This is a genomic window from Trichocoleus sp. AS-A1 (assembly GCF_039962015.1).
GTDB lineage: Bacteria > Cyanobacteriota > Cyanobacteriia > Cyanobacteriales > FACHB-T130 > FACHB-T130.
In genome coordinates, this window is sequence record NZ_JAMPKG010000031.1 from 15596 (window position 1) to 29698 (window position 14103).

10 protein-coding genes are annotated in these 14103 nt (G+C 46.6%); 5 read left to right on the forward strand and 5 right to left on the reverse strand.

What is annotated here, in order from left to right; all coding sequences use genetic code 11:
• Positions 1-339 precede the first annotated feature (339 nt).
• The gene (locus tag NC994_RS20815; protein ID WP_206753511.1) at positions 340-1323 is read left to right on the forward strand and encodes an Hpt domain-containing protein; all 984 of its coding nucleotides are present in this window, start codon (positions 340-342) and stop codon (positions 1321-1323) included.
• A 566-nt stretch (positions 1324-1889) separates the two neighbouring features.
• Here the strand turns inward: NC994_RS20815 and NC994_RS20820 are convergent.
• Complete coding sequence (locus NC994_RS20820; protein WP_190413262.1) at positions 1890-2039, reverse strand: hypothetical protein; 150 nt, start codon at positions 2037-2039, stop codon at positions 1890-1892.
• 43 nt (positions 2040-2082) lie between these two features.
• On the opposite strand from NC994_RS20820, the gene NC994_RS20825 reads away from it, so the two are divergent.
• Positions 2083-4329 carry a PAS domain S-box protein gene (locus NC994_RS20825; RefSeq protein ID WP_190432199.1) on the forward strand — a complete coding sequence of 749 codons (2247 nt, stop codon included), beginning with the start codon at positions 2083-2085 and terminating at the stop codon, positions 4327-4329.
• Positions 4330-4564: 235 nt separating this feature from the next.
• Here the strand turns inward: NC994_RS20825 and hisA are convergent, their stop codons facing one another.
• The 3 genes from hisA to NC994_RS20840 all read right to left on the reverse strand — a co-directional run bounded on the left by hisA (position 4565) and on the right by NC994_RS20840 (position 8464).
• Entirely contained in the window at positions 4565-5338 is a 774-nt protein-coding gene (hisA, locus tag NC994_RS20830; RefSeq protein ID WP_190432201.1) for a 1-(5-phosphoribosyl)-5-[(5-phosphoribosylamino)methylideneamino]imidazole-4-carboxamide isomerase, read from the reverse strand.
• 77 nt (positions 5339-5415) lie between these two features.
• Positions 5416-6360, reverse strand: coding sequence for a hypothetical protein (locus tag NC994_RS20835; protein WP_190432202.1), 945 nt, complete (start codon positions 6358-6360; stop codon positions 5416-5418).
• A gap of 409 nt (positions 6361-6769) precedes the next feature.
• Positions 6770-8464 (reverse strand): transglutaminase domain-containing protein, encoded by a 1695-nt coding sequence (locus NC994_RS20840; protein ID WP_190432203.1) that lies wholly within the window; start codon positions 8462-8464, stop codon positions 6770-6772.
• Positions 8465-9024: 560 nt separating this feature from the next.
• On the opposite strand from NC994_RS20840, the gene NC994_RS20845 reads away from it, so the two are divergent.
• Positions 9025-9972, forward strand: a complete 948-nt coding sequence (locus tag NC994_RS20845; protein WP_190413274.1) for a DUF928 domain-containing protein — start codon at positions 9025-9027, stop codon at positions 9970-9972.
• A 234-nt stretch (positions 9973-10206) separates the two neighbouring features.
• Positions 10207-11037 carry a DUF928 domain-containing protein gene (locus tag NC994_RS20850; RefSeq protein ID WP_190432206.1) on the forward strand — a complete coding sequence of 277 codons (831 nt, stop codon included), beginning with the start codon at positions 10207-10209 and terminating at the stop codon, positions 11035-11037.
• A 536-nt stretch (positions 11038-11573) separates the two neighbouring features.
• Here the strand turns inward: NC994_RS20850 and NC994_RS20855 are convergent.
• Positions 11574-11735, reverse strand: a complete 162-nt coding sequence (locus NC994_RS20855) for a hypothetical protein (RefSeq protein ID WP_190432207.1) — start codon at positions 11733-11735, stop codon at positions 11574-11576.
• 348 nt (positions 11736-12083) lie between these two features.
• On the opposite strand from NC994_RS20855, the gene NC994_RS20860 reads away from it, so the two are divergent.
• A complete protein-coding gene (locus NC994_RS20860) occupies positions 12084-14048 on the forward strand; it encodes a ShlB/FhaC/HecB family hemolysin secretion/activation protein (RefSeq protein ID WP_242030362.1) in 1965 nt (654 codons plus the stop codon).
• Positions 14049-14103 lie beyond the last annotated feature (55 nt).

The following is a 14103-nucleotide window of genomic DNA, read 5'->3' on the forward strand; positions in this document are numbered from 1 at the left end:
GGAAGGCGACAATCAAACCCGGTGACTTCGCCCGTCAACAGGTAACTGTGAAGTGTTGTTTGTTTTAGAAGCCGCTGGTTCCCCTTTCAGCTTTTTGAAGCTTAGTTATAAAATACTTTCACGCAATGGCAAAATTAGCACTTGCTAATTTAAGTATTGCTACCAAGCTTTAAATTGGTGGTTTCGGCTATTTTAGGAACAGTCTCCAACGTATATCAAACTTAGTTGCGCTTCAACCTGAGGCGTGCCGACAGAAACAGGGGTAAACAGTGCCTAGTGGAAAAATCCACTGCCAGGAACGACTCCCCCATAACCAGGTGACTACACAAAATTGTTGTTTTGAGGAATGCTGCCGTGGAGTCGGGAAAGATTTTGGGCTTTTTCATCGAGGAGGCAAAAGAACACCTCGAAACCCTGGAAAAAGGGCTACTGGATTTGCGAGGCGTAATGGCAGATCAAGAAAGGATTAATGAAATGTTTCGCGCCGCCCATTCTGTCAAGGGAGGGGCAGCGATGCTGGGCTTCAACAGTATTCAAAAAGTTTCCCATCGGTTTGAGGATTGTTTCAAGCTCCTCAAGGAACATCCAGTCAATATCGATAACGATCTGGAGTCCATGTTTTTAGAAGGGTATGACACCCTTAAGCACTTAGTTGACCAGCTTCAGGGGCCATTTGGTCTCCGAGAAGAGGAAGGCGAGAAAATCGTACAAGCAGCAGAACCTAATTTTGTTAAGTTACAGGCACACCTTAACCACCTGCTTGGGGCGGCAGGAAGCGCTCCAGAAGCGAGCAAAACGTCAACTCCAGATATTTCTGCTCAGGTGACTGGGGTGCTAAAACAAATGTTGCCGCTGTTTAAACAAGCAGAAACACCCGCAAATCGTCAACAACTTTGCGCTTTGTGCAGTCGTCTCGTGCAGATGAGTGCTGAAATAAAAACCTGGCAAGTGCTGGTAAGAACTGCAAATCGAGCGATCGCTAATCCCAAAAATACTTATGCCACCTTGGCACCGATTGTAATTAAGGAACTCAAGCAGGCTAGCGATCTGTTGCCACACGGAAAAACTGACGCGATCGCGCCGAGTGCCAGTTTGCGGCTGTTGGCAGCTTCCCCTGAAGCAACTACAGCCCCAATTCCGCCGGCAAAGGTGGCAGTTGGGGAAGGGCCACCCAGCCCAACGGAGTCAAAACCCACTCCGACATCCATCAAACAAATCGCCGTGCCTGTAGAACCTAGGGCGGCGGCAAAGGTTTTGGCTCAAGTGTTTAATAAAGAGCAACTGCTGCTGCTAGCAAAGTTACTCCACCAAGCTTCTCGCTGATTCTCTCTACCACAAAACGCGGCTGTTGCACAAAGCAAGCGGCTACTTTTCCTTTGCTCAACCAGCTACAGAATCAATCGATGGGGCAGTACCCGAAGCACTGCCCCATCGTTTTTTTTGCAATTAGACGAACATTTATCATTAAGCTGTCTTTTGCAATTCAAAAAATAGGTATAAAAACTGCTTTTTCCTTTTACTTTAATTTTTGATTAGGTCAAAACTTTCAGTATGTTTGCGTGTAAAAAATAACGAATACTGACTGGCGAATAACCGATTAATCCTTAGGAATAGTCCTTGTGGTTAATTCCAGAGAACAACTAGCAACAATTTAGCTTTTTGGACATTAAGAAAAGACAAGTATTATTTAAATATTTAAAAATATATACAGAAATCTAAATATCCTATTCGATTTTTTAACCGAGTTTTAGGGAAATAACTCCTTTTAGGCCAGAAATTCTCATTACTTGTTAAAACTGATACCAATACAAACTCAAAACCCTTAGCTACAGTGATTAGAGTGTAACTTTTAGAAAAAATAAGCATCTATCTATTTGTAGACAAACTTGTTAATCTGGTGGCTTCAAAGACTTAAATAAAATAGTCTGAAAGTTACGACTCAGGGTGTATGCAGCTCCACAGCTAGAAAGGCTATACCAGAGTAGAGACAAAAGGGTGTATCCAGTCCAACGGCTGAACGAGTTAACAAAGATTGCCATAATAAAAACTCCAGGTACTCAGCCAGTGCCTTGATTGAAAGCTATGCGAAGTTTACAAGCGAATCAGCAAGGCGCTGCCCAATCAGCGCCCAGGATGGATACCCTCCCTCAGGCACTTCTGAGCGAACTAGCAGTTGGCGTCTTGGTGATGGGAGCGCAGGGAGAAATACGCTTTACGAATCAGGCGACACTGGACTTGCTGGATTTAACAGCAGACCAGATGCTGGATCAAACGCCGCTCGATCCCGCTTGGCACGTCATCCAGGAGAATGGAACGCCATTTCAGATGAAACTCCACACGGCACCAGTCCGGGCAAAGCAAGCATTGTTGCTGCTTTCGACCCGACAATCGCTGCGAAACCTGGTGCTAGGGGTTTATAGACCGACAAAGCGCGATCGCATTTGGATATCTGTTAACACCGAACCGCAGTTAGATCCAGATGGTTGCGTCGAGCAAGTCGTCTGCACGCTGAGTGAAATCACCAACCACAAGGCAAGCGAACAATTTTCAAAAATCAATGAATGTTTTTCGGGTCTTGGTTCCGACCCGGATGAGAATATTAACCGCATCACGGCATCCGCAGGGGAATTACTAGGCGGTGCTTGGGCAGTCTACAATCGACTGCATCAAGGCTTACTGTGGTCTTGGGGTCAATGGCAGACGCCGTCGGAGTTCCTAAATGTAGGCGATCCGGACGGACATCTCTGTTATGACGTGATTCAGCAGGGAAGCAACCAGCCCTATGTCGTTCAGGATTTACCCAACACCCCCTACGCACACAGAGATCCTTGGGTCATTCCTTACCAACTGCAAACCTACGTTGGACAAGCAGTTAGATGCGCGGGTGAATATATCGGCTCTCTTTGCGTGGTCTATCAGAACCAGTTTGTTCCCACAGAATCTGACAAGAAGCTGATCGGGATTATGGCTGCGGCGATCGGTGTAGAAGAGGAACGCAAGAGGGAAGCAGTGGTGTGGGCGCAAAACGAAGGGAAATGGCGATCGCTACTGCAAAACAGCTCCAATTTGATCACAATCTTGGAAGCCGATGGCACCATCAAATACGCAAGTCCTGCCATTGAGGGCATTTTAGGATACAAGCAAAAAGAATTAATTGGCAAAAATACCTTTGACCTTGTTCACCCAGAGGATGTTTCTTTAGTCAAAAACGATTTTCAAGGCGTCCTCGAAAATTCAACAACTGCTTTATCCATTGAGTTCCGATTTCAGCACAAAGATGGCTCGTGGCGTTATATCGAAGCAACCCACAGCAATCTGGTTATGGATGCACCAGGGGTTCGCATTGTTGTGAACTCTCGTGACATTACCGATCGCAAACTGGCTGAGACAGCTTTAATTCAATCGGAAGCGCAACTGAGAGACAAAGCAGCTCAGTTAGAACAAGCCTTATACGAACTGCAACAAACTCAAAGTCAACTGGTACAAACAGAAAAAATGTCCAGTTTGGGGCAGTTAGTCGCTGGTGTTGCTCACGAAATTAACAACCCGGTTTCTTTTATCTACGGTAATCTTCCCTACGCGACGGAGTATACTCAAGACCTGCTGCACCTCGTTCACCTCTACCAGCAGGAATATCCACAACCAACACCTGCCATTCAAGAAGCAGCAGAAGCACTGGACATAGATTTCCTCAGTGAAGACCTTCCAAAACTGATGAATTCAATGCAAGTGGGAGCTGAACGCATTCGCCAAATTGTGTTGAGTTTGAGGAATTTCTCTCGGCTAGATAAAGCGGCAAGGGAGCCTTTCGATCTCCACAATGGAATCGATAACACTTTACTTTTGTTACAACATCGCTTGAAGCCGAAAGCAGGACGCACCGAGATCCAGATAGTTAAAGAGTATGACAACCTGCCTCGTGTCGATTGTTATGCTGGGCAAATCAATCAGGTATTTATGAATATTCTGAGTAATGCGATTGATGCCGTAGAAGAGTCAATCATTAATGGTGAATGGTCAGTTGCCAGTAGAAAAACAACTGACATTCCTACTATCCGGATTCGCACCGAACTGGCAAATGACAATAAGGTGGTCATTCAGATTACTGATAATGGCCCTGGCATTCCATCTGAAGTGCAGCAACATATATTTGACCCTTTCTTTACTACCAAACCAGTCGGTCAAGGTACTGGCTTGGGGTTGTCAATCAGCTACCAGGTTGTTGTAGAAAAACACGGCGGCGTCTTGAAGTGTCAGTCGGCACCGGGAGAAGGAACGGAATTCTGTATCGAGCTGCCCGTAAATCTTCCCCAGCCGGAAGGAGTGTAAAAATTAGCGAATGGCACTTACTTAAGCATAAAAAGCTTAAACAGAAAAAGTAATTTGTTGGTTGGGTTTCACTATGATTCACCCAATTACTCGCTAAACTTACTAGATGTTAGTTTTCGTGCCTCAACCCAACCTCCGGGCTTATTATAGGCTAATTAACTAAACCTCTAGTTTTGGGGATAAAAAGAAGGAAATGTAGAGACGCGCAGTTGCGCGTCTTTAGCTCGTTGAAGTGTCAAGCAAAAGTGGAAAAGCCCAAATCTGGCGGGACATCTTGAATACGTCCCGACCCTATCGCTTGCAGGGCTGCTTTGAGCGAAACATCACCTGTATAGAGGGCACGACCCACAATCACACCGCTAACTCCCAAAGGTTCGAGTGTTAGTAAACTCAACAAGTCAGTAATCGAACTAACACCGCCAGAGGCAATAATGGGGATGGAAATAGCGTTGGCGAGTTCTCTTAATGCCTCTAAATTAGGGCCAGAAAGCGTGCCATCTCGATGAATATCGGTGTAGATAATGGCAGCAACCCCTAATTGTTGCATTTGCTTAGCCAAGTCGATTGCCGCAACTTCAGACGTTTCTAACCAGCCTCTTGTGGCAACCTGTCCATTCCGGGCGTCAATTCCTACGATAATTTGCCCTGGAAATTCCTGGCAAAGTTCTTCGACCAACTGGGGTTGTTCTACGGCTATGGTTCCCAAGATTACCTGCTTCACACCCATGTTTAGCAGCTGAGAGACTGAGCTTTTGTCGCGCAAGCCGCCCCCTACTTGGATTTCTCCCGGCACTGCCTGTAAAATCGCCTCGATTGCCTGCCGGTTGACCAGTTGACCCGCCTTAGCACCGTCGAGGTCTACGATATGCAACCGGGTTGCCCCCTGTTCTACCCACTGTTTAGCAATATTAGCGGGGTTGTTATCAAAAACTTGCGATCGCGCGTAGTCTCCCTGATATAACCGTACGCACCGACCTTCTAGCAAATCAATCGCTGGAATTACATTCATCTTCAGCTATTCAAATAATCAAATGAGTAGAGTGGACAGCGCCCCCCTACTCAGTCCAGACTATCAGCTAACAGCTATCAGCTAGCAGCTAATTGTTGTGGTGGCAGCCCAAACAACTCTTCGAGATAATCAGGCGTCAGAGTTTGGTTCCAGTGACGCAGCTGCACCATGAGTCGGGCAAATGTGAAAACTAATTCCACTGCGTACAAGGCATAGCCAATTTGCAAGACATCGTTGCCTTTCGGGCGTTCGCCCTGGTGATGTTTGAGAAGACCCATTAAATTTTTAGTGGTGCCCTGCAAGCGGGTGAGATAGAAATCTCCAAACGCCCAACGGCTAATCCCCCAGAACTTTGCTAGGTGATTGATTTCGTCTTGCATGGGTTGCGCGATCGCTTGTTGCAATGCCCCCGTCGAATGAGCCATTAACCAGAGATATACAGACGTTGCTCCCCACTCAGTTGCGATCCGGGCGATCGCGTGTTTATAAACATCTTCTCGCAGATTTCCCCTCGATTCATAGCCTTTTACTGAGTTCGGATAGGCTTGGATTTTTTCACCCGTTAATTGTTGATAAATTTTGCTAAAAGTAGGACGGTGTTGCCGTTCTTCTTTCTCCCGTATTCCGACTTCTAACACCGAGCCATCCACTGCAAAGGTACCGCCCACAAATCGCGCCATTGGAAAGTGGGCTGCCTGCAAATAATTCCAGCTTTCCATCGCATAAGCGCGAATCGGCGTTTCAATCTCTACCGCATTTGCAACTGTTGCAATAAATAATTCGGGAGCAACACCGATAATTTGATTAGAAGTAATTGCTTGCCAATCAATCGTTTCCCAGCGGCGCTGATGAGGATTTTTAAACTGTCTCGGTAAGTCTGACAGGTTCTGCTGGAGAATCTCCAACGATAGATAGCGCTCAATCAGATAATTAATGCGCGATCGCGTTTGTAAATAATGCGGCTGGGGATATTGATTTCCAGCTAGATCGACCGACCGCTCTTTAATGCTAGAATTATTCATAGATTCAGTTCTTCCTTATTGCTTTGACCTTGATTATTAAGTACCTATTCAACCTTCTATTTAGTATCTTTGTAACAGCATTCTGATATTCAAAAGCTTATATTTTTGATAAAAATTGATACTTACAGGACAAATTTAGTATCGAAGAGCAATCCGGATTTTTTTTAAATTTTGTGACACATAAAAAATTGACATACTCCGAAAGTCTTAAATTAGCGATCGCTTAGCGATTGCCAATTACTTTAATAGGCGATAGATGCCATTTTCCTTAAACTGCTGCTTTTTGGTAAAAACGGAGAACAGTTTGTGACAGTTTAAGCAGCGACCTCCTAGGGAATAGCGGACAATTAGCAATGAGTACCCAGTAAAAAAGGGTGGACAGTGCCCACCCTTCTGACTTTATTCACCCTTATGAGGACGGTGCTAGTTCCTCCAAAATCGTAAATCTCACATGATTTAGAGATAATTCTCCAATAGAAACGGACTGCTTATTGACTCTTTCCCCATGACTCATCAAGCTTTCAAAGGTGATACCTTTGCCCATTTCAGCGTGATACCAAGCTAAACCCATGAAAAACCGCGATGGATAGGGGCCTTTTTCGACCACATCATCCGGATTGGATTCCATCGGCAACCAACCAAATCCAGGCAGGTAGAACTCCATCCAGACATGATTAAAATCAGGTTGCAGGGGCAAATTCATCAATTCAGGATGGGGAGGGCACTTGTAGCGACCTACCGTGCGGCAGGCAATGCCATTCAGCCGCGCCAGGGCAAGTAAAACCCCCAGGTACTCACCGCAGGAACCAACACCCCTTTCTAAGGCGACATCTGGCGGGTCAATGTAGGGCTTAATCCCGTAGGAAAGACGGTCATAGACATAGTTGCGAATTTTGAAAATTTTCCGCAGCATATTCGTTTCGCTGCCAATCGCTTCCTTGGCGGCCTTGAGGATGATATCGGTGTCCATTGCCAAATCATCATCATCCGTCAGATATTTGCTGCGTAACTCAGGCGGGAGGTCGGGAAGTTTTTCGGCATCTCTGGGCGTCAGGCGATATTTGATGCTCCAGACTTCTATCAGGGCTTTCCAGCCAAATATATGGCGATCGCCGGTTTTGAGACTGTTAAATTTAAATACAGCCACCCGCTGTCCGTCTTGAATTTCTTCCGTGAAAGGCAATCCGACGGCTTCAATTTTTCTGATCTTCTGCCGATGAGTCTCCGAGGGTAGAGCAATTCGCCACTCCACATTTTCTAAATCCACCTCGTCGAGGGGGGAAAGTTCCTCGACGTAGGAAATTTCCATCAGATAACCATTCGAGAGAGCGTAGCGTTCAGCCTCGTTGTAGTAAAAATACAACGGGTGAATAAACGTGCGATCGCGGTACTGTAATTCGTAATTCGGGTCGGCGTTCGGGTTATCGCGCAGGTAAGGCTCCTCACCTGCATAAGCTACGTAGAGAATATCTTTCCCCGTTTGAGGATCTGTGTAAAAAGCTAACCCTGTCGGGCATTCAAAAGGCGTCAGTACGCTGAATTTGATCTCACCCGTAGCTCGGTCAAGGCAGTAAACTGTTTGCTCAATGCTATCGGAAACCCAGAGTTCCTCACCCTTGACTGTGATATTTTCTACCCCTACTCCAGGGGCATAAAATCGGGTAATTTCTTGACCTGTCTCACGACTAAGAACAAGAATATATCCCGCCTTCTGGGAAGTCACGTAAACAGTTGATTCCCAAACAGCAACCCCATTGGCTGGGTAGGGCAATGTGACAAAAGACTGAGGCGTCAAATCAGTGGTAGAGATGCCATTAATGGCGTTTGGACAAAAGAAAACACCATTTTCCTGGGTACACCAGAGAGTATCTTCCCAAAGAGCTAACCCAGTCACGCCCAGAAAATCTGGCAGATGATTGGCATTGAGTATAGTAGTGTTGTCACTCTTCGGATCGATTTGCAGCAGATACCCGTTAGTGGCGTCAATGGCGATAAGTGTATCTTTCTGAGAAGCAATGCCATGTATGGCAGCAGCTGCAATCGGTCTAATTGTCCGATGCCAAGGATTTTCTTTGAGTGGTAGAGCCGCTGAATCAGGAATCATCTCAAATCTCAGTGAAGTTTATGTAGAAGTGGATACCCAGGGAGGCAGAGGGGTTTGAAAGTTGGGATTTGGGATTATGAGGATTTAGTCAATCTAGAATAGCGATCGCCACTCTCAAATTGGTTTGACCCTAGTCTTAGCCCAAGTTACCAAAAATGCAACCAAGACAACTGCTTTATACGAACTTGAGTACGATCTTATTTGTCTGTGTCAGCCGGGAACTCTAACAACGGTTAGGACTTCTTTAATTAATGACCCAACTAAGGATTGAGCCGACCCATTGCCTTTAGATGCCCCCTCTGGGGATTCTTGCAGAAGGGCAGACTTCATGACTCGATGTCCGAATAGAAAAACAAATTTTCCGTACATGAGTTTGATATATAATTATGGACACGCGATCGGACGAGCTTGCTGCTCCAAAGCGATATCAATCTAGCGATTGGTTGTTAAACAGAACCTTGAAAAGCGTAAGAGTGCAGAGCCATCCACAACTGTCTGGATGGGCAAAATCTTCAGGCACTCCGCTTGAAAAGGTTTGGAAATTGAAAGAGACCGGATTCATGAGGTCTACACAAGAAACTACAGTGCCGCAAAAATTAGGGGTCGATTGCGATACGCTCCCTAAAGGAGAAACCCTCGGCAAAATTCAACCCAATTTCAATTTTTTAAGTAGACTCGTTGAAGTAAAAATCCCACAGCTTAAGTTCTGGGGAGTGTCAACAGAAAACAGTTCTAGCATGATTTGGATGAAACGCTACTCACAGATTACAACACTGGCTGTTTCCTTAACGCTCGGACTGGTTCTGAACGTGCCTTCCCAGGCACAGGCACAGCCTGCCTCACTCAGCCGCAGCCTACTACCCGATACTTTAAACTTCAAGCCGCCAGAGCGAGGCACCCCTGATGGCAGAGAACAAGGTGCAACCCGCTATCCCACCATTTGCACGCAAGGTCTCACTGCCTTAAGACCCTTGGATGTTGGGTTAACGGTTGCAGAGTATCCAACCTTCTCATGGTATATGTCTACAACGTCGGCTCGGTCAGCGGAATTTGTGCTGAGAGATGCAAGCGACCGAGAAGTCTACAAAGCAAATTTTGCAATCGCAGGAAAACCTGGCATTTACAGCCTCAACCTTCCTCCATCCGCCAATTTACCACCCTTGGCGCAGGACAAGGAATATCATTGGGACGTCTCGGTGATTTGTGATGCTAACGACCGGGAGAAAGATATTGTCGTCGGGGGTGCGATCAAGCGCATCGCACCCGATTCAGCCTTGGTCAGACAAATCCAGCGAGCCACTTTACAAGAGCGCGTTGGTCTCTATGCACAAGCTCGCCTTTGGCATGAGACACTCGCTACCCTGCTGGAGCTACGCCGGTTGAATCCTAATGATTCTACTCTGGCATCTGACTTGAAAAAGCTGTTACTGTCAGTTGAACTGAACAAGGTTGCGAGCGAACCTCTAGTTCAGAGCGCAGCTAGTCGAAGAACAACTGGCTCAAACTAAAACAACCAGTCTTTAGGTTGTTATATCTGCTAAAAATTAGGAATATTTGACCCACTCGTTCAGAGTTTTCAACCCCAAAATGCGACTTGATGAAGGCAGAAAGCCGAGTTCGGATCGTGAAGAAAACGATTTACGGGTTGGGTAGTCAGTCAATCTAGGGCGGGACAATCAAATCTTGTTGGTTGAACCGCACCTATCTATTCAAAACTCAAAATTCTTTGGAGCAGTTCTGCTATGGACTGGATGAAGTCCCCTAGGTTAAAACGAGCCTTAGCTATCTCTATGGAAGTGGCACTGCTCACGGGTTTCTCAACTCTGATAGGGACACCACCAACACTACTCGCCCAAGGAATGCCCGATCGGTGGATAGTTGCTGGATATAATCCACCTAAAACCGTTGGGGCACCAGGGCGCAGAGAAGGGGGCGGAACTCGCAGTCCTGGAAGTTGTCCAGTGGCAGGCAAGCCGCTCACCGCGCTGATCCCTGCCAATAATATTGGGCTTACAGTAGCAGCATATCCGAGCTTTTCATTCTACGTCCCTCCAGTGCCCGCCCAAGCCTCGCCACTGGCACTAGAGTTCGTACTGAAGGATGAAAAAAACGATCGAGAGATTTATACAACAACCTTCATGACTACGGGGAAGGGGGGTATTGTCAGCATCAGTCTTCCAACTTATGCTGGATTACCACCCTTGGAAGTGGGTAAGAATTATCAATGGATCTTGTCGATGGTTTGCGATTCCGAACAGCGATCGCTTGATGTTTTTGTACAAGGTTCGATTCAGCGGGTTCCACAAACCGCGCAGCTTGATAATCAGTTGAGGGTGGCTACACCGAATAAGCGCCCAGATGTTTATGCAGAGGCGGGGATGTGGTTTGATGCCTTAACTACTCTGGCAGAACTGCGCCGCTCCAATCCGAACAATTCCGCTTATTCTGCTGAGTGGGAACAACTCTTGAAGGCAGTTGGACTGGACAACATTGCCAAAGAGCCTTTGCTTCCCAGTATGACGACATCTGCTAGCCAAACGACACCCTTTCAGCGATTGAGAGAAAATCAATAGTTTTGAATGAACTGCTCCCTCACTTTAAGGATGAAAATATACTTAATTTCTCATCCTTGAAGACTCAGCAGGCAATGGGGCAGGGAAAAAGCCTATGCCCCTACCACTTAGCACTGCAATTTTCTGTAAATACGAAATGAACGGCTAGAGGACAGGATAAAGCTGAAGGCTGGATATCTAAACTCCACAAGTGTCCCGGCTTATATCAATTCACTTTATTGGGGCTGTACTTTAATTCTCGCAGCCCTTTTTTCTAGCGATCGCATAGTAGCGTGGATGCACGAGAGGGATGCACTCTCTTTGCAGGGATTGGTGTCTCTGATGTACCATCTTTTGTGAAATGGTACTATAACCTTTTACCTTAATATCGCCTAAAATAGATTGCTGAAAGTGGCTACTGGCAAGACTTGTACCATCCAAAATCGGCAATTCAAAATCTCAAATCCTATAGAGGGACGCATCACACTTTTACCCTCTCGCCATTATTACCTCGTACTCTCAGCAGGATATTCTGGATAGCAGGCTGGGGGAGAAAATTAGCAATTTCGTCCTGGTTTAGCCCAAACTGGGTAAAGCTGTCGGAAAAATACGTTCCCTGGCTGAATAATAGTGCCGCAGGTGATATCGATCCGTTTGTCTTGGGGATCGCGAATCCAGTCTGAAATGAGAGTGCGCGTGCAATCAGGTGCAAAAGTCATTGATTGGGCGTTTGAGTGTGGTAGCAAACCGATCTTGTTCGTGAGCAAATTAGCTCGCCTTCCGAAGGCACAATGTAACTAGCAAAGAGGCGACGCCATTGACAGATGATGGCATAATGAAAACATAAAATTGAGTCTTCAGATAGATGCAATTTTGGTGAAAACCGCAAAATCATGCCGCTCGTTTGCTTGCAAAAGTAACATTCTCGCTCCTAAAAGCGAGAATGTTACTTTTGGAGAGAGAAAAGGAAAAAAGTTGAATTAAGTAAAGAAAATACGGATTGGATACAAAAAAATTGTATTAATTGAAGTTTTTAGACAATTCAACCCGTGGAGAACACAGCTACCATGCGTTCAAAATTTCAATGGTTTTGGTGTGGAGTGTTAATTGAGGGTGCGATCGCTTGTGTCTCTGCCAGCGGTGCTAATGCCAAAACACTACCGGCAACGCCCGATCTGAATGGATTGAATTTTCATCGCGAAATGGAAACGATGAAAGCGTTTTCCAGCGACGAGAGAGCAAAAAAAGAACCCGCTAGGCGTTCAGTTGCCCCGTCAAAGGGCATACAGCAAAAGCGCGTGGGAGTTGTTCAGCCTGAGCCAGAGAGGTCTGAAAATAGGCGGCTGCAAGCGCAGACTCTACCTGCTTCACCGCAGAACCAACCACAGCTAAATCAACCCCTGCAACCCCAATCCGATCCTAACCGCGATCGCTTTCCGCAGCCTGCACCCCTCCCAGAACCTCTGCCGGAAGAGTCACCGTCGCCCGTACTGACGCCGCCGACACCAGCACCCGATTCTGCACCGTCCTCAGCCACGCTTGAGGTGAAAAAGATTCAAGTCACTGGCAGCACCATCTTTGGGGCAGAACAGTTGAACTCGATTACTCAAACTGTAGAGGGGCGGACTGTCACCCTAGAAGAACTCAGAAACGTTGCCGATGCGATTACCCAGTTGTACCTCAATCAAGGCTTCATCACCTCAAGAGCCATCCTGGTAGACCAAGCCATTACGGATGGTGTCGTCCAGATTCGCGTCATTGAAGGCAGCCTAGAAGAGATTAGGGTAGAAGGAACGCGCCGGTTGAATTCAAATTACGTCCGATCGCGCGTGCGTTTGGGGGCTGGCAAACCGCTCAATACGGGCAAGCTAGAAGATCAATTAAGGCTATTGCGCGTCGATCCCCTATTTAAAAATGTAGAAGCCAGCCTCCGCTCTGGGAGCGGGGTGGGTCAAAGTATTCTCGTCGTTCGCGTTACCGAAGCCAACCCCTTTTATGGCAGCTTCGGCGTCGATAACTACTCACCTCCCAGCGTTGGTTCAGAACGATTGGGCGTCAATCTGGGTTATCGCAACATCACCGGCATTGGAGATGAAATTTTTGGCTCCTATTACCATACGACCACAGGCGGCGCTGATGTTCTTGACTTAAACTATCGGGTGCCGCTCAACCCCATGAACGGCACCTTGCAACTGAGATATGCTCCCAACCGAAATAGAGTCACCCAAGCCCCTTTTGAAGTTTTCGACATTCGGGGAGAATCACAGCTTTATGAAATTAGTTATCGACAGCCGTTAATCCGCTCACCGCGTGAAGAATTTGCCCTTTCTTTAGGCTTTACTCACCAGAATGGTCAGACTTTTACTTTTGCAGGGCCAACCCCGTTTGGTTTTGGCCCCGACGAAGAAGGTCGGAGCCGCACCAGCGTGATTAAATTTGGGCAAGACTATCTGCGTCGGGATGTTAAGGGTGCTTGGGCATTGCGATCGCTTTTTAGTCTTGGCACTGGCTTATTGGATGCCACCATCAATCCCGACCCCATACCCGATGGTCGGTTCTTAAGCTGGCTGGGCCAAGTGCAGCGAGTTCAAGTCCTGAATAACAATAATTTCTTAATTGTGCAAGGAGATATTCAGCTATCAACCAGTGGCTTATTACCCTCCCAACAGTTTGTAATTGGCGGCGGTCAATCGTTGCGCGGCTACCGACAAAATGTGCGTGCTGGTGACAATGGAGTGCGACTTTCAATTGAAGATCGCATTACCGTTCAGCGAGATGAAGCCGGTGCCGCCACATTGCAGTTTGCTCCTTTTGTGGATGTGGGTTGGGTGTGGAATGTGTCTGATAATCCCAACGATGCCACGTTACAGGATGAGAGATTTTTAGCAGGTGCTGGCTTAGGGCTAATCTGGCAACCTCTGCCCAAGCTAAATATACGACTAGACTATGGCATTCCACTGGTTGATATTGAAGACCGTGGCGAAAATGCCCAAGATCGGGGATTTTATTTCAGCGTTAACTATCAATTTTAGAAAGAATTAAAAATTAAAAATTGAAGAACTCCTCATTTTTAATTTTTAATTCTGC